Here is a 15,746-nt window from a genome sequence, read left to right as displayed (position 1 = left end):
TTGACAAACGCGCTCGTCCCAGTGGGACGACGAAGTCGTTTATCCTTGAAGTGTCCATCTTTCGGGTCACAGTTCTATCAGCCTTACTCGGTCATTTCCTGAAACATAACTAGTAATCTTTAATATCCATCCGTCCGCTTTCCTGAGTTCTCGGCCATTTCAGCTCCATCTCTTTCAGAATCGGAACCGAGGTGTGACGAGTCGACATTAGCTTGAGCAAGACCTTCAGAAACACGTCGACCGTAATCAGGATCTGCCTTGGTAAAGTGTTCGATCATTGTACTCTGGATAATTGGCTTACATATCTTCAGTGCATCTACCAAATTCGCAATCAATTCATCGCGTTCCCAATCTTCAAATTTGCGGTAGGTATCTCCGGTTTGCTTGAAGTCGTTGGTTCGGCTGATTTTTTCACGGACCAATTTGTCATTATACATAGGTTGATGTTCTTTGCCGGATGGAGCCGCTTCTTGTAACCCTCCAAGTGAGGAGGGCTCGTAATTCACATGCGGATTCTGCCCGGGTGCCTGATCAACCATGATGGCCATTTGTCCATCCCGTTGGTTCGTGGCTACGCGTGTTTTGGGGGCATTAATCGGCAGCTGAAGGTAGTTCGTTCCCACGCGGTATCGCTGGGTATCGGAGTAGGAGAAGGTTCGGCCCTGCAGCAGCTTGTCATCGGAGAAATCAAGACCATCTACTAGAACCCCCGTACCGAAGGCTACCTGCTCGACTTCAGCGAAGTAATTTTCGGGGTTTTTGTTCAGAACCATTTTGCCCACAGGTAAAAAAGGAAACTGTTCATGATCCCAAAGCTTTGTCGGATCAAGGGGGTCGAAGTCGAGCTCAGGGTGCTCGTCATCACTCAAGATTTGAACACAGAGCTCCCATTCCGGGTATTCGCCTCGCTCGATGGCTTCATATAAATCCTGCGTGGCATGACTTACGTTTTTACCCTGGATGCCTTCGGCTTCCTTCTGAGTCAGGTTCTTCATGCCTTGCTTCAACGGTTCCCAGTGATACTTGATTAATACGGCTTGCCCGTCTTGGTTGACCCACTTGTAGGTATTCACACCAGACCCTTGCATTTGTCTATAATTGGCCGGAATCCCCCACGGAGAGAACAGGAATGTGATCATGTGAGTGGCCTCCGGAGAGTTCGATACGAAATCGAACATTTTTTCTGGGTTTTGCAGGTTGGTAACAGGGTCTGGTTTGAAGGCATGAACCATGTCCGGGAACTTCAACGGATCACGAATAAAGAAAATCTTCAAGTTATTGCCGACTAGGTCCCAGTTACCGTCCTCGGTATAGAATTTGGTGGCGAACCCTCGCGGATCACGAAAGGTTTCTGGAGAGTAATTGCCGTGAACGACCGTAGAAAATCGGACAAATACAGGGGTTTGTTTGCCTGCTTCTTGAAAAAGCTTGGCCCGTGTATAGGTGGAGATAGGCTCATTACCCACTTTGCCATAGGCCTCAAAATACCCATGGGCACCGGCACCTCGTGCATGTACAACACGTTCTGGAATTCGTTCCCGATCAAAATGGGATATTTTCTCGATATAGTGGTAGTTTTCGAGCGTTGAAGGTCCTCGATTTCCAATGGTTCGTATGTTTTGATTATCTGAAATCGGATGACCTTGTCGATTCGTTAAGGTCATCTCTTGGTTTTCTTTGTCCATTGTCCCTAAATCATCCTTCCTTAAATTGTCAGTAGTACCTTTTGCCATGTATAGGAAAATTATTCATCATCGAATACTAAACGTGATTTCCGTTTTATTGGCAGGCTCTGTATAATAAATCTATATTTTTAAGTAAACTTCGGGGGTGCTCCATGTCAAAGAAAAAGTGGACTGTGGGGCTGATAGGCATATTTCTTGTTTTCTGTTATTTTTTATTTCAGTTTGTATCTTCTACGCTTAAGATTGATCATCTGGTCGGGCAAATGGAGCAGAGCAAGATAGAGGATAAACGTATCAAGCACGTTGTACTTATAGCTCAAGAGATCGCCAATCCATTTTGGAGAACGGTGGAACAGGGAGCCAAAGAAGCCGCGGCGCAGTTGGGTGCGAAGATTGACTACATGGGGCCGATTCGCATAAATCCTGCTGAGCAAATGAATCTCCTGGAGAAATCGATTGCTGCCAAGCCGGATGCCATTATCTTGCAAGGAATAAAGGAGCAGCGCTACGATCTTCTGATCGGCAAGGCGATAGATCAAGGTATTCCAGTAATCACAATAGATGCGGATGAGCCGGAGAGTCGGCGACTTGCCTACGTAGGAACAGATAATTGGGAAGCAGGCAAACGCATGGGAGAGCTTGTGGTGAAAGCTGGTGGCGGGAAAGGCCGTATCGGTGTCATAATCGGGAGCGAACTGGCGGATAATCAACAGCTGCGTCTAGAGGGCTTCCGTTCGATTATTCGAAATACGCCAGGATTTGAAATTGTAGCCGTCCGCTCATCGAATATTTCACGGATTCAAGCCGCTAAGCAGACTGAAGCTATGTTAAATCAATACGCAAGTATTCAGACGATGGTGGGATTTAGCTCCTTAGATGCTGTTGGTATCGTAGAAGGACTGAAGGCAACGAATCGAGCAGATGTAAGCGTGTACGGATTTGATGACTTAGATGAAACCAGGCAGGGCATCGCCCAAGGAGCAATCCTAGCTACCATCGTTCAGCAGCCCAAAGAGATTGGATTCAAATCTGTTAATTTGCTAGCGGAAATTTTCAAAGGGGGCTCCATTCCGGTCCAGCACTTCACCACTACGGATATTCTGGATAGAAACCAACTGAAGTTAAGTGTGGGCAGCCCATGAATATACGTAGAATGTTATTTATAGTCATCCCGGTGCTTTTTATATTGAATAACGCGGTCGCTTATTTCATTTTTGAAAGCGGAAGAACGGTGCAGCAAAGCTATAATGTGATGTTGGATCGGGTATTATTGTACAAGCAAATTGCCGGACAAACGCAAGAGAATCTTCGTGCTCTGAATGTTTACTTAATGGATCGAACGGAGAACAGCCGCAAGGTCTATATAAGTCAGATGGATGAGCTCAATCATCTGCGGGAGAGCTTGTCTGCACAGGGGACGACGATTCCAACAACGGATCTTACAGTTCGCAGCTATCGCAATATGATCGATACTTTTATAGGGCAAGAAGCGGGTGTTATAGAGGCATTAAACAGCCAAGGTTCTCTGGCTTATGCGGCTTTCTACGAAGAGGCTGAGCAGACAGCAGCGTTCATCCAAACAGAAGGACATCATCTTATTGATTTGGAACTGAGTTATTATCAACCCTTCTACAGACAAATTCTTATCCAAACAGAAGTTATGAATCACTGGGGAGTCGCTATCTTTATCTTGAATACGCTGATAAGCGTCTTGTTTGCTTATTGGATCTCCCTAGGTATTACCCGACCGATCAAGCAGTTAGCCTTAACGGCTCAACAAATTTCAGACGGGAATTTGCAGGCTCCACCTCCTCAGATTAGTGAGCATAATGAGTTTGGTATGTTATCTAAAGCCTTTGGGCGCATGCAGGATAATTTAAAGGAACTTATTATGAAAGAGAAAGAAAGCTTGGAAAAGGACAAGCTGGTCAAAGAATTGGAGCTGGAAGTTTTGCAAAATCAGATCAACCCGCACTTTCTCTTTAATTCCTTGAATGTCATATCCAAGCTTGCTCTGCTCGAGGGTGCTGAGAAAACAAGCGATCTCACGGTATCCATGTCGAATCTTCTTCGGTATAATCTTCGGAAATTGGATCGTCCGGTGACGCTTAGGGATGAAGTTGAGCATGCCAAGGAGTACTTTACCATCCAACAGGCCCGCTTTCGTGACCGGATTCAGTTTGTAACAGAAATTGACGAGAGCGGACTGGACGTTTATGTTCCCATGCTAACCCTTCAACCGATACTTGAGAACGTCTTCGTCCACGGTATTGAGGGAATGGAAGAAGGGGCGGAGATTAAGCTGGTCATTGCATGCGAGCCTGATGAGGTAAGGGTTGCCATATCGGATAATGGGATCGGTATGAGCGAGGAGGTCCGTGAGTCTCTGCTTCACTTCGAGTCCGAACCGCTGCCTGACCAAGAAAAGGGACAATCCACTGGCTTAGGGACGCGTAACGTGTTTAAACGACTTGAATTATTTTATGGAAAAAAGAATCTTGTAGATATTCACAGTGAGCTGGGCCGAGGGACGACTGTCCTCATCCGGATTCCTGCTGCAGGAAAGGAGGATGGGGATGTATCGCCTACTGATCGCAGATGACGAAGCTTTAGAGAGAGAAGGCATTGAGTGGATCGTTACCCGCATGATGCCGAATACCTTTGAAATTATTCATGCGGAGAATGGTCGCGTGGCTATTCAAAAGGCAGATGAATTTCGGCCGCATATCGTGCTGATGGATATTCGGATGCCGGGCATTCAAGGCCTTGAAGCGTTAAAGGAAATTAAGGCTCATAGTCCGCAGATCAAGATGGTTCTGGTTACAGCCTATGAACATTTTGAATATGCCAAAGAAGCCCTTTCCTTGGGGGTGAAGGAGTACCTAATCAAGCCGGCTAAACGCGATCAAATCGTCGCGCTCCTCCAACGGCTCGTAGCTGAAATTGACCAGGACCAAAGAAAGCGCGACGAGGAGTTCGCAATGCGCGATAAGTATTTCCAGCTGCTCCCGCTGGCGGAAACGGAAATGGCTCTGGTCTTTATGTCCGATCAAGTGAATGAAACCGAGGTGGGGTATCTGGCTGATATCCTCGAGCTTTCCATAGATAAAGGATGTGCGCTTGTGCTAGCCTTGCCGGAATTCGGGCATACCTCCGAGCAGGAATTAGGCATCGAAAAGAAAAAGCTTTACGAAACGGTAAAAAACTTCGCCAAAGGATTTATCAAGAATAGGGTCGGTTGTGTGGTCAGTTCCATGGTCCATTGGCACATGGTCATCTTTCTTCTCGAGAAGGCGGAAATCAAGGATGAGGTATTGCGAGAGGAAGCTCATTTCCTAGGCAATAAGCTGGTCGAGACACTCCACCAACAGCGTAGTATAGACGCTAATATAGGCATCGGGTCTGTTCAAATGGATATTGAAGGAATAAGGCGATCGTATTTTGAAGCCGTCTTCGCATCCACGTATCCTAAAAAGTGGGGTAACCTTTGCTCTTTTGAGGATCTGAAAATGCTCTCCCTAGAAGGAGAGCGTGAAACGGCTGATAAGTTTATTGCAGACAATGCTTCTGAGCGTACTTACGTAGAATTGGCCATCAAACGAATCCGTGAGGAACGTGAACAGCGAACTTGGAGTGTCCTAGACAACGCCATCACGTTCATTCAAGATAAATTCCGCGAGGAGCTTTCCCTCGAAGATGTGGCCGAGCATGTCCACTTGAACCCGTATTATTTCAGTAAAGTATTCAAGCAGCAAACTGGTGAAACCTTCATTGATTATGTGACAAGGCTGCGGATCGAAAGGGCTAAAGAGTTCATAAGGGACGGGCAATTCAGCTTAAAGGAAGTCTGCTATATGGTGGGTTATAAAGACCCTAATTATTTCAGTAGAGTATTTAAAAAGGTAACAGGAGTAACGCCTACCGAATACCGTAACCAATTATAAAAGAGGGTTCATGCTGAGCAGCATGGACTTTTTTGTTTTTACCGAACAAAAATGTGCTAGTCTGCCGCCCTATATCTGACTGAGAATTGCAGGCATCAATATTATGCTTGTAAACAACAAATTAGTGAAGGGAATTGGCCCCTAGCGAGAACAAAACGCATGGTATAATGAGTCTCGCATTAGACGGATTGACTATTTTTCAATGATAAAAGACTCGCATGAAGATGCGGATAAGTCAGAAGGGATAATCGCTTATGAGCTCACATATAAACAATCAAAACCAACAAGTAAGCATGAAGTTTGTCACACTAGTTTCGATGGTTGCCGCTTTGGGCGGTTTATTATTTGGATTTGATACAGCTGTGGTGTCGGGTGCAATCGGTTTTATGAAAGAACGTTTCGACCTAAGCCAGGTGGAAGTGGGTTGGGCGGTCTCCAGCTTAATCATCGGGTGTATCGTTGGAGCAGCAGGATCCGGTATGCTAGGGGACAGATTCGGTCGGAAAAAAGTTCTGATTATAGCTGCGATCCTATTCATTATCGGGTCCATCGGATCTGCCATTCCAAATACGTTCACCGCTTATATTATTGCCCGGATTATTGGCGGACTTGGGATTGGTATTACCTCTACGCTATGTCCTCTTTATAACGCTGAAATAGCGCCTGCCAAGTATCGCGGCCGACTTGTAGCCCTGAATCAGTTCGCGACGGTGACCGGTATCTTCCTCGTGTATTTCATTAACATGGGCATTGCGGGGTATGGCGACAACGCGTGGGACGTTTCTACGGCCTGGCGGTGGATGTTTGGCTTCGGGGTTCTGCCGGGCTTGCTGTTCTTAGTACTGCTTTTCTTTGTGCCTGAAAGTCCGAGATGGTTGATCAAGCAGGGGCGAGCAGCAGAGTCTCTTCCGATTCTACTTAAGATTCACGGCGACGAATTGGCCAGACAGGAAGTGCTGGATATCAAGGAATCGTTCAGACAGGAAAGCGGATCGATCCGCCAACTGTTCAGTCCCGCTTTGCGGCTTGCTTTAATCGTAGGTGTGGGGCTTGCTGTTCTCCAGCAAGTTACGGGAATTAACGCGATTATGTACTATGCTCCGGAGATTTTCAAGGAGACTGGTGCTGGCACGAATGCTTCGCTGATTCAGACCATTTTGGTCGGTTTGATTAATTTCCTCTTCACCATTCTTGCTATCTGGCTCATCGATAAGGTGGGACGTAAGGTCCTTTTACTCGTCGGATCTGCCTCAATGACAGTGTGCTTAGTCGTTATAGGCGCCGCCTTTCACACGGGACAACCCTCAGGGCCATTGGTGCTAATCTTTATTTTACTGTATGTGGCTTCGTTTGCTGTATCGCTTGGTCCTGTCGTGTGGGTGATTATGTCTGAAATTTTCCCGAACCGTATTCGTGGAAAAGCTACGGCGATTGCTTCTATGGCGCTATGGACAGCGGATTATATCGTATCTCAGACATTTCCTCCGATGCTTGGTTCTGCTGGGCCAGCGGTGACATTTTGGATATTCGGTTTCATGTCCTTGCTTACCTTCTTTTTCACTTGGCGTCTTGTGCCCGAGACAAAGGGGAAATCTCTGGAGGAAATCGAAGCCTTGTGGTCTTCGAGAAAAGCTTCTAATTTGAATAAATCCAAAGAAGAAGAGGGCGTCCCATATATAACTTTGCCCAACACACCTAAATCCTGAGCCCACATTGTGGCGCGAGATGGCGGTTGTCGAATCTCATTTACCATGAAAAGGAACGACGATTCGCTATTTTGAGCAAATGAGTGCTAAACAGGCATCTCGCGGAACGAGGATACCTTATTTCTTTAAAAAACACGCTGCAGACGCGAAAACGGATCCAATGACGCCTCCTCGTTCCCTTTAGATAGGTGGAATAGGAACACGTCCCACCATCTGTGATGCGAAAAGAACCTCAACTCCACAAAAAGGAGCTCGAGGTTCTTCCTACTGCCAAAACTAGGCATTTGTCACGAATTCACTCCCGACGCATATCATGCAGATATATGAATCATAGGCGAAATGGAGTTGTTCCGAAGTGGCTACACCTGAGATAGATTATACGAAACCAGACGTTCAATACTTTTTTGATATCAATAAAAATCGATTGAAAACTAGGAATGCCGACAATTTTATTAATCGATTGGGACGAGAAAACCTAAATACGCTCGGTAATGTTTCTTTGCTTGATATTTATTTAAGTAAAGGACGCGTCGTGGAGCCGCATTATCATCAAAATGCATCAGAGCTTGTTTATTGCATTACGGGAACAGCCAGGGTTTCCTTAATTAATCCTTTTAACAATATAATCACAAATGTGACGATAGCCCCAGGCCAAGTGGCGAATATTCCGCAGGGCTGGTGGCATTGGGAAGTAGCTTTAGAAAATAGCACCCACTTGCTCGCAATCTTTGATGCTCCGTATCCAGAGTACATTTTCGGGTCTGATATTCTGACAAAAACACCAATAGAAGTCCTTGCCCATACGTATTGTTTAGATCCTGAACTATTGAGGAAAACACTTAAACCTCTAGATAATGAAACGATTGTCATTGGACCTACGGATGAATGTGTGTCAGAAATGCATAAGCGGCAGGCCACTCCTTCGCATTCCAACACGCCAAGTCAGCCCCAGGCAGCGCCTCAATACCAGTATCCCCCTCAAACCAATTATAACTATGGGAATCGCTAGCTTTGAGCATGTTAAAAAGAATGGGGCTGTCCCATAAGGGGTTCATTCGCTCCGTATCGAAACAAAATAGAGGCTGCTCGCTAGGTTATTAACCTTTTGAGTCAGCCTCTTTTTGTATAAGTCTACGCGTTAGCAGGCTTACGTTCTGCTAGATAGCAAGCAAATCCGAGGATCAGCGCCAGTCCTACGAGTACGGCACCGACCCAAGGGAGGGCTGTTATCGCCAGATGTGTAATGACCCATCCACCGATGAAAGCGCCAGCTGCATTTCCTAAATTACCGGCAGAATGACTGGAGGTAGAGGCAAGTGCAGGCGCTGCTTGTGCTAGGCTCATAATTCGTACTTGCAGCCCAGGAAACACAGCGAAGGATGCGGCTCCCCACAGAAAAATAGTCAATCCGGCAGCTGTTGGGCTATGAATGGTAAAGGTGAAGAGGGTGAGAAGGACGCATATCGTGAGGTAAAGTCCCAGTATGGAAGGCATCAGCTTCCAGTCCGCAAGCTTTCCGCCGACGATATTACCGATGGTTACTCCACAGCCGAAGAGGACTAGAATCCAAGTCACGCTATGTTCAGCAAAACCAGTTACTTGCACTAGCAGTGGCGTTATATAAGTGAATACGGCGAATAGGCCGGCGTTGCCTAGTGCTCCGATCAGCAGGTATAGCAGGAGCTTGGGCTTGATTAGAGCGCTAATCTGCTTAACGATACTTGCTGGTTTGTCATGCCGAATTTGCGGTATGAAGATAAGAATGCCGATTAATGCAATGATGCCCATGATCGCAATCGCGCCAAACGAAGAACGCCACCCCATGTGTTGACCGATGAATGTCCCCAGAGGTACACCGATAATATTGGCAATGGTGAGACCAGCCATCATAATGGATACGGCCCCGGCACGCTTGTCCGGACGTACAAGATTAGAGGCGATAACAGCTCCGACGCCAAAGAATGTCCCGTGTGTCAATGCGGTTATCATACGGGCTCCCATCAGAATGGCATAGCTTGGAGCGAAAACAGAGATTCCGTTACCGAGAATAAATAAGATCATAAGCAGACATAACAGTTTCTTTTGCGGGATTCGGTGGGTGAGAACCGTCAGTATCGGCGCGCCGATAGCTACCCCGAGCGCATACATCGTAATGAGTTGCCCTGCGGATGAGATGCTGACGTGCAAATCATTCGCGACATTAGGCAGAAGCCCCATGATGACAAATTCAGTCATTCCAATGGCAAAGGCGCCAACGGTCAGAGAAAGTATCGAGATGGGGAACGGTTCTTTGGCAGCTTGTTCCTTGGTAATGCGGTGAGATAACTCCATGATGTTAATGTCAACCTTTCTGTTGTGTAGACTAAAGCTCTAATCATAATCAAGTCGTGCCGATCCATAAGACCTTTTTCATATTATTTAGTTTTCTAAGCGTATAATCAAGACATTTCTTTTAAAATATATGTAAAGAGGTGCGTTTTTTTGTAAATTTTTTCCGAACGAAGATCGGGGAAATAGCGAAAAAGAAGCGTTGCAGCCAAGGATCTTTCGTATAATATTTGATTGTTGAAAGGGAAAAAGTGGAGGGATGAATGGGGGGGCGAAAATTCTCATGCTGCTCCGCACATCTTCAGGATCCACGCTTAGGATGAGCGCAACTCTCTTATGCCTGTTTGAATTGCGGCAAAAAGGCTTAGTTCTCTGCAAGAATATCATCTAGTAATGGCTTCGCGATATCAACGGAGCCTACTAAGGGATGTATAGTCAACGCCTGTAGAGCAGATTTATAGTCACCTTAACAGCCGCTTCGATAGCAAGAGAGTGTGGATGCCCCAACACCCGGGGGGGCCGAAAACAAAAAAATGAGAAGGCAAGGTTATTCTTGCCCTCTCATTTTTTTGCTTTTAGTAAGATTGCTTAGGAAAGCCACTCGACCACTCGTTAGCGGAACGTAGAGGCGGCAAATTCGGGTTACTTCCAGAAGGCTAGAGGGGCATAACATCCCAAAATAGCTTTGAGACAGCCCCTTATTTCACCTCAGTAAGCCCTAGCATATTGTTTCGGAATATTGTTCGGCTCATTGCGAAGCGTAATGGCCGCATGTGTAGCCCAGTACGGATCACGAAGCATCCCACGTGCGATCGCTACGAAATCTGCATCTTCACTGCCGATAACGGATTCAGCAAGTGCTGGATCTTCGAGCATACCTACTGCAATGACGGGTATATTCAACGCTTCGCGGATTTTACGTGCGAACGGAACCTGATAGCCCGGGTAGTTGCCAGGTTTTTTCTCTCCAGCGGGTCCTTCCCCGCCTGAACTTACATGAAAAGCATCCACACCTGCTGCTTGGTAGGCTTTGGATAGCTCAATGGCATGATCAATATCATATCCGCCATTGGCATACTCTACTGCAGAGATGCGGAAGATGAGCGGCATGTCAGCAGGCATTTCTTTTTTGACGGCTTGAATGACTTCAACGCCAAAACGGGCAAGGTCTTGACCATAAATATCATCTCGTTTATTCGTTAGAGGTGATTGGAACTGATGAATCAAATAGCCGTGAGCTCCGTGAAGCTCGATCGTATCCACACCGGCTTGCACAGCACGGCGGGCTGCATCACCGAATTTTTGAACCACGTCTTGAACCTCTTCAGTTGTAAGAGCGCGCGGCATTTTGTAAGCTGAGCCTGGAAACTGAATCGCAGATGGGGCAACGGGAACTGCCGCGTCTTCTGCTTTGCGTCCAGCGTGAGCGATCTGAATCCCGATTTTGCCGTTATGCGCGTGTACGCCGTCGATAATTCTGGCGAATGCCGGAATGTGATCATCAGACCATATGCCTAAGTCGAAATCGGTAATGCGGCCATCGGGATCAACATCCGTCATTTCCATGATAATGAGGCCGGTGCCGCCAATAGCGCGGCTAAGATAATGAACGTAGTGCCATTCATTCGGTTTTCCGTCTTTGGCCGTAACCGAATATTGACACATCGGAGCCATGACAATGCGGTTATTTACGTGCAAACCTTTCAAATCATACGAAGCAAACAATTTATGAGTCATTCTTTTAACCTCCAAAGATATATTTTAAACGCCTTATGAAGACAACCCTAACGAGGGTTCCTATTCCTATTTGCAACTAACCGGTACGCCATTTATTATTAGGGGTATTGCAACTAAAAACAAGTACCTACTTTTAAGTACTATAGTAACAAAAAGTATACTAAGGGAGTCGTTTAGCATGGGCGATCAGCTGTTTAAAAACTCGGTAGAAATGACCTTGAAAGTCATCGGCGGCAAATGGAAGTTGGTCATTCTTTGTCATCTGATGGACGGCGTCAAACGTTTTGGCGAGTTAAAAAGGGGGATGCCTGACATTACGCAAAAAATGTTAACGCAACAATTACGCGAATTAGAGGATGACGGCATCATCCATCGGGAAGTATTCGTTCAGGTGCCACCCAAAGTGGAGTATTCATTAACGAAATATGGCCAAACCATGGAGGAAGTGCTCAACGTAATGGCCGATTGGGGGCAGAACCACCAAGAGCGAATTAACTGAGGCTTAAACGCAGCAAAAAATTTAAGTTGTAGAGACCTTTAACTTCGTGTTGAGGGTCTTTTTTTTCGTCCATGGTTTCAAAATGGGTACTACGTCACTGAATAGTGCGTACTTCCTTTTCGAAAAGTATCGTCGTACAATAGGTCCCGTGAACAACACCAAACAAAATTACATGAGGAGTGACTCATCCATGGAACTTCAATTAGCGTTAGATCTTGTCGACATCCCGCAAGCCAAGAAATTGGTGAAAGAAGTGGAAGCATTTATAGATATCGTTGAAATTGGCACACCGGTTGTCATTAATGAAGGCCTTCGTGCCGTCAAAGAAATCAAAGAGGCATTTCCTAATCTGAGAGTTTTGGCTGATTTGAAAATCATGGACGCCGCTGGTTACGAAGTCATGAAAGCATCCGAAGCGGGAGCGGACATCGTTACCGTATTAGGTGCCTCAGAAGATATGACGATTAAGGGTGCTGTAGAAGAAGCTAGAAAACAAGGCAAACAAATCCTGGTTGATATGATCTCTGTGAAAAATCTTGAGCAGCGTGCGCAAGAAATCGACGCTCTCGGTGTTGATTATATCTGTGTGCATACAGGATATGATCTTCAAGCTGTCGGAAAAAATTCATTTGAAGATCTTCTGACGATCAAACGTGTTGTAAAGCAGGCCAAAACAGCGATTGCCGGAGGCATTAAATTAAGTACACTTCCAGAAGTGATCAAAGCGAACCCTGATCTTGTTATTGTCGGCGGAGGTATTACCGGACAAGAAGACAAGCAAGCTGCTGCTGCTGAAATGCAGCAATTGATCAAACAAGGATCTTAATTCGTATGGAAACGAATTTGTATTTAGCTGAAATCCTTCATGAGCTGCAGCAGGGTGCTAACCAGTTGAATGACGATCAAGCTGATCGTTTTGTTGAGCGGATTATGGCGTCCGGCAAGGTTTTTGTAGCTGGGGCCGGTGGATCCGGTTTGATGGGCAAAGCTTTCGCGATGAGGCTGATGCATATGGGCATTGATGCTTATGTAGTAGGCGAGTCAATCACGCCTAATGTCACCGACAAAGACATGCTGATCATCGGTTCAGGCTCAGGGGAAACCAAGAGCCTCCTATCAATGGCGGAGAAGGCCAAGAGCTTGCAAGCTGCTGTCGCGCTAGTAACGATATACCCAGAATCAACAATTGGACAGTTGGCGGATATCGGCGTGAAGCTTCCGGGTTCGCCTAAAGATAAGTCGTCCAGCCATTACTCCACCATACAACCAATGGGCTCGCTATTCGAGCAAACTCTTTTGTTATTCTTTGACGCTGTCATCCTGCGGTTAATGGAGAAGAAAGGTTACGACTCCACGACCATGTTTGGCCGGCATGCCAATTTGGAATAAGTCTCCCGCAAATCAATATGTATAACGATTCAAGCTTCTGTAAGCTATGGGAAATGATTTCCCATTGCAAAGAGGCTTTTTTTTGTAGTTTCTAATTCTTATGATAACCTCTATCCGTGTTTGATTTTTTCTTTTCCATTTAGGAGATAATGACAGGAAAAGGAGGGAACATAAGTATGTTTGCCTATGTGGAAATTCTGATTCGGACTGTTCTAGCTATTTTACTGCTACTGTTTATAGCCAAAGTACTTGGTAAACAGACGATTTCCAATATGACGTTTCATGATTTTGTGACGGGTATTACATTAGGAGCAATTGCAGCTAACTTGGCATTCAATGACAAATTAAATCTTTCACATTTGATTTTATCGCTCATCGTCGTATCCATTACGTCTTATTTGTTGTCTTTCATTGCATTGAAGAGCCGTAAATTGAGAAGCTGGATATCCGGTTCCCCAACGGTGCTTATTGAAGGCGGGAAAATTCTTGAAGATAACATGAGAAAAGTAAGATACACGATGGATTCATTAGACCAGTCCTTGAGGGAAAAAGGGATTTTCAACATTGAGGAAGTGAACTATGCTGTACTTGAGGATAACGGTGAGGTATCGGTATTAAAAAAAGACGAGTACCAATTTGTAACTAAAAAGGATATGAAACTCCATCCTAACGGCCAAGTTTTTCCCATTGAATTAATTATGGATGGAGAAATGATGGAGAAAAACCTGGAGAATAACGGACTGACCAAGGAGTGGTTGGAACGGGAGGTAAGACGGAAGGGGAAACGGATATCGGACGTGTTCTATGCGGCGAGAGGTACGAAACAACAACTCGTCTTTGATTTTTATGAAGATGGCATCCAACAATCGATAGATAAAGAATAAATAGATAACTCTGTGAAATTTTACAAGGTGACGTGAGAAGGATTTTCCAGTAACATTATTGGATCAAAATAATGTTAGGAGTTTATCATTCATCATGAGTAACGATCAGACATCAGGACGAGCAGCAAGCAAGAAAACAGGAACGGTCGAACGTTTTACGTCTACTGGTTTTATTTTAGCGGCGATCGGCAGCTCCGTAGGGTTAGGGAACATGTGGAAGTTTCCCTACATTACGGGCAAGCATGGCGGTGCCGCCTTTTTCCTGTTATTCATCATTTGTTTAATTATTGTAGGTTTACCCATTTTGCTTGCGGAAATGACGATTGGCCGCGGTGGTAGAGGGAATGCTTCGGTATCCTTCTTTAATCTGACGGGAAAAAAATACTGGGGAGCATTCGGATTACTGTCGATCCTTACCGCTTTCATGATCATGTCCTACTACGCGGTAGTCGCGGGATGGACACTCCATTATACGGTAGAGTCATTTACGGGCCTCTTGTTCCAAGAGGGCTCTGACTATAAAAACAAGTTCCTATCGTTCGCTTCCGGCTACTGGCCTATCTTCTGGCAGGCTGTTGTTATGGTGTTTACGGGCGGGGTTCTTGCCAAAGGGGTTTCAGGTGGTATTGAGAAATTCAATAAAATTCTGATTCCTGGTTTTCTTATCATCCTACTTATTCTTATGGTCCGTTCGCTTACGCTCCCAGGAGCAGCGGCGGGGGTATCCTTCTTCTTAAAGCCTGACTTCTCCAAGTTGGACGCGGAGTCTGCGTTAGTTGCTTTGGGGCATGCGTTCTTTTCCTTATCATTAGGGATGGGCTGTATGTTAACCTACGGGTCTTATGTGGAAAAAAGACAATCACTCGGCATGGCGACACTCGCCATTGGTTTCGGTGATTTGGTATATGCATTCGTCGCGGGTCTAGTCATTTTCCCTACGGTCTTTTCCTATGGGCTTCAGCCTGGCGAAGGCGTAGGCTTGGCGTTCATGGCGCTGCCGGTAGCGTTCTCGCAAATGCCATTTGGCTTCTTCTTTGGTGGTCTATTCTTCTTGCTGCTAGCCATCGCGGCGTTGACTTCAGCGATTTCCATCTTGGAAGTTCCAGTCGCCTATGCCATGCATAAGTGGCAGTGGAGCCGCAAAAAATCAGCTATTATCTTGTCCATACTTTGCTTCTTGGTAGGTGTTCCTTCAGGGCTTTCTGTCGGAGGCGTGCTTGGAGACTTCCATCCTGGAGGTAAAACCATTTTTGATTGGATGGACTTCATTACTTCCTACATTCTGATGCCTTTCGGCGGGTTAGTCGTTACCTTGTTTACGGGTTACGCGTGGAAAAAGGCTGGAGAAGAAGCGGGCTTGAAAGGTTTCTGGTATAAAGCTTGGATGTTCTTGCTGCGCGTAGTCGTTCCTATACTCATCGTTTGTGTATTTTTGCACTCGGTAGGTATAATTAAATTCTCATAGACCTGTACGAAACACTAAAGAGGCTGACTCAAAAGGTTAATAACCTAGCGAGCAGCCTCTTGTTCTTCCTTCATTTTCAGCTATTCGGCAGCGGGCATATCATTTTAAT

Annotated in this window: 12 protein-coding genes and 1 pseudogene; 10 read left to right on the top strand and 3 right to left on the bottom strand. The window is 45.7% G+C overall.

From position 1 onward, the window contains the following. Positions 1 to 119 precede the first annotated feature (119 nt). Positions 120 to 1,670: pseudogene (locus ACBP55_RS37830) on the bottom strand (catalase); the annotation flags it as partial. Between the two features lie 167 nt (positions 1,671 to 1,837). Between ACBP55_RS37830 and ACBP55_RS37825 the strand changes: the two are divergent. The 5 genes from ACBP55_RS37825 (at position 1,838) to ACBP55_RS37805 (ending at position 8,344) form a co-directional block, all read left to right on the top strand. Then, positions 1,838 to 2,827, top strand: coding sequence for a sugar-binding protein (locus tag ACBP55_RS37825; RefSeq protein ID WP_464648750.1), 990 nt, complete (start codon positions 1,838 to 1,840; stop codon positions 2,825 to 2,827). Next, positions 2,824 to 4,287 (top strand): sensor histidine kinase, encoded by a 1,464-nt coding sequence (locus ACBP55_RS37820; protein WP_464648749.1) that lies wholly within the window; start codon positions 2,824 to 2,826, stop codon positions 4,285 to 4,287. Before ACBP55_RS37825 ends, ACBP55_RS37820 begins: the two co-directional genes overlap by 4 nt. Then, positions 4,262 to 5,629: an AraC family transcriptional regulator gene (locus tag ACBP55_RS37815; RefSeq protein WP_464648747.1), complete on the top strand. Its 1,368-nt coding sequence runs from the start codon at positions 4,262 to 4,264 to the stop codon at positions 5,627 to 5,629. The genes ACBP55_RS37820 and ACBP55_RS37815 overlap by 26 nt, the downstream gene beginning before the upstream one ends. Before the next feature lie 254 nt (positions 5,630 to 5,883). Beyond that, on the top strand, positions 5,884 to 7,335 hold the full coding sequence (locus tag ACBP55_RS37810; protein ID WP_464648745.1) for a sugar porter family MFS transporter: 1,452 nt from the start codon (positions 5,884 to 5,886) through the stop codon (positions 7,333 to 7,335). Positions 7,336 to 7,690: 355 nt separating this feature from the next. Further along, positions 7,691 to 8,344, top strand: coding sequence for a cupin domain-containing protein (locus tag ACBP55_RS37805; protein ID WP_464648744.1), 654 nt, complete (start codon positions 7,691 to 7,693; stop codon positions 8,342 to 8,344). Positions 8,345 to 8,466: 122 nt separating this feature from the next. On the opposite strand, the gene ACBP55_RS37800 is transcribed toward ACBP55_RS37805, so the two are convergent. Then, a complete protein-coding gene (locus tag ACBP55_RS37800) occupies positions 8,467 to 9,666 on the bottom strand; it encodes an MFS transporter (protein ID WP_464648742.1) in 1,200 nt (399 codons plus the stop codon). A 705-nt stretch (positions 9,667 to 10,371) separates the two neighbouring features. Continuing rightward, on the bottom strand, positions 10,372 to 11,400 hold the full coding sequence (locus ACBP55_RS37795; protein ID WP_464648740.1) for an NADH:flavin oxidoreductase/NADH oxidase: 1,029 nt from the start codon (positions 11,398 to 11,400) through the stop codon (positions 10,372 to 10,374). A gap of 178 nt (positions 11,401 to 11,578) precedes the next feature. Between ACBP55_RS37795 and ACBP55_RS37790 the strand changes: the two genes are divergently transcribed. The 5 genes from ACBP55_RS37790 (at position 11,579) to ACBP55_RS37770 (ending at position 15,637) form a co-directional block, all read left to right on the top strand. Continuing rightward, entirely contained in the window at positions 11,579 to 11,899 is a 321-nt protein-coding gene (locus tag ACBP55_RS37790; RefSeq protein WP_464648738.1) for a winged helix-turn-helix transcriptional regulator, read from the top strand. A gap of 190 nt (positions 11,900 to 12,089) precedes the next feature. Beyond that, positions 12,090 to 12,725 (top strand): 3-hexulose-6-phosphate synthase, encoded by a 636-nt coding sequence (gene hxlA, locus ACBP55_RS37785; protein WP_029198236.1) that lies wholly within the window; start codon positions 12,090 to 12,092, stop codon positions 12,723 to 12,725. Positions 12,726 to 12,730: 5 nt separating this feature from the next. After that, positions 12,731 to 13,288, top strand: a complete 558-nt coding sequence (hxlB, locus tag ACBP55_RS37780) for a 6-phospho-3-hexuloisomerase (protein ID WP_464648736.1) — start codon at positions 12,731 to 12,733, stop codon at positions 13,286 to 13,288. A 176-nt stretch (positions 13,289 to 13,464) separates the two neighbouring features. Then, entirely contained in the window at positions 13,465 to 14,172 is a 708-nt protein-coding gene (locus ACBP55_RS37775; protein ID WP_464648734.1) for a DUF421 domain-containing protein, read from the top strand. Positions 14,173 to 14,266: 94 nt separating this feature from the next. Beyond that, a complete protein-coding gene (locus ACBP55_RS37770; RefSeq protein ID WP_464648732.1) occupies positions 14,267 to 15,637 on the top strand; it encodes a sodium-dependent transporter in 1,371 nt (456 codons plus the stop codon). Positions 15,638 to 15,746: the final 109 nt, after the last annotated feature.

This window comes from Paenibacillus sp. WG02, assembly GCF_055396115.1.
Note: the sequence above shows the minus strand (reverse complement) of the source record. Positions and strands in the feature narration are given on the sequence as shown.

What these genes read in the sequence shown, in the direction of transcription:
- ACBP55_RS37775 (WP_464648734.1), top strand. Translation starts at nt 13,465, where the DNA reads ATGTTTGCCTATGTGGAAATTCTGATTCGGACTGTTCTAGCTATTTTA.
- ACBP55_RS37815 (WP_464648747.1), top strand. Translation starts at nt 4,262, where the DNA reads ATGTATCGCCTACTGATCGCAGATGACGAAGCTTTAGAGAGAGAAGGC.
- hxlA (WP_029198236.1), top strand. Translation starts at nt 12,090, where the DNA reads ATGGAACTTCAATTAGCGTTAGATCTTGTCGACATCCCGCAAGCCAAG.
- ACBP55_RS37795 (WP_464648740.1), bottom strand. Translation starts at nt 11,400, where the DNA reads ATGACTCATAAATTGTTTGCTTCGTATGATTTGAAAGGTTTGCACGTA.
- ACBP55_RS37790 (WP_464648738.1), top strand. Translation starts at nt 11,579, where the DNA reads ATGGGCGATCAGCTGTTTAAAAACTCGGTAGAAATGACCTTGAAAGTC.
- ACBP55_RS37800 (WP_464648742.1), bottom strand. Translation starts at nt 9,666, where the DNA reads ATGGAGTTATCTCACCGCATTACCAAGGAACAAGCTGCCAAAGAACCG.
- ACBP55_RS37825 (WP_464648750.1), top strand. Translation starts at nt 1,838, where the DNA reads ATGTCAAAGAAAAAGTGGACTGTGGGGCTGATAGGCATATTTCTTGTT.
- hxlB (WP_464648736.1), top strand. Translation starts at nt 12,731, where the DNA reads ATGGAAACGAATTTGTATTTAGCTGAAATCCTTCATGAGCTGCAGCAG.
- ACBP55_RS37810 (WP_464648745.1), top strand. Translation starts at nt 5,884, where the DNA reads ATGAGCTCACATATAAACAATCAAAACCAACAAGTAAGCATGAAGTTT.
- ACBP55_RS37820 (WP_464648749.1), top strand. Translation starts at nt 2,824, where the DNA reads ATGAATATACGTAGAATGTTATTTATAGTCATCCCGGTGCTTTTTATA.
- ACBP55_RS37770 (WP_464648732.1), top strand. Translation starts at nt 14,267, where the DNA reads ATGAGTAACGATCAGACATCAGGACGAGCAGCAAGCAAGAAAACAGGA.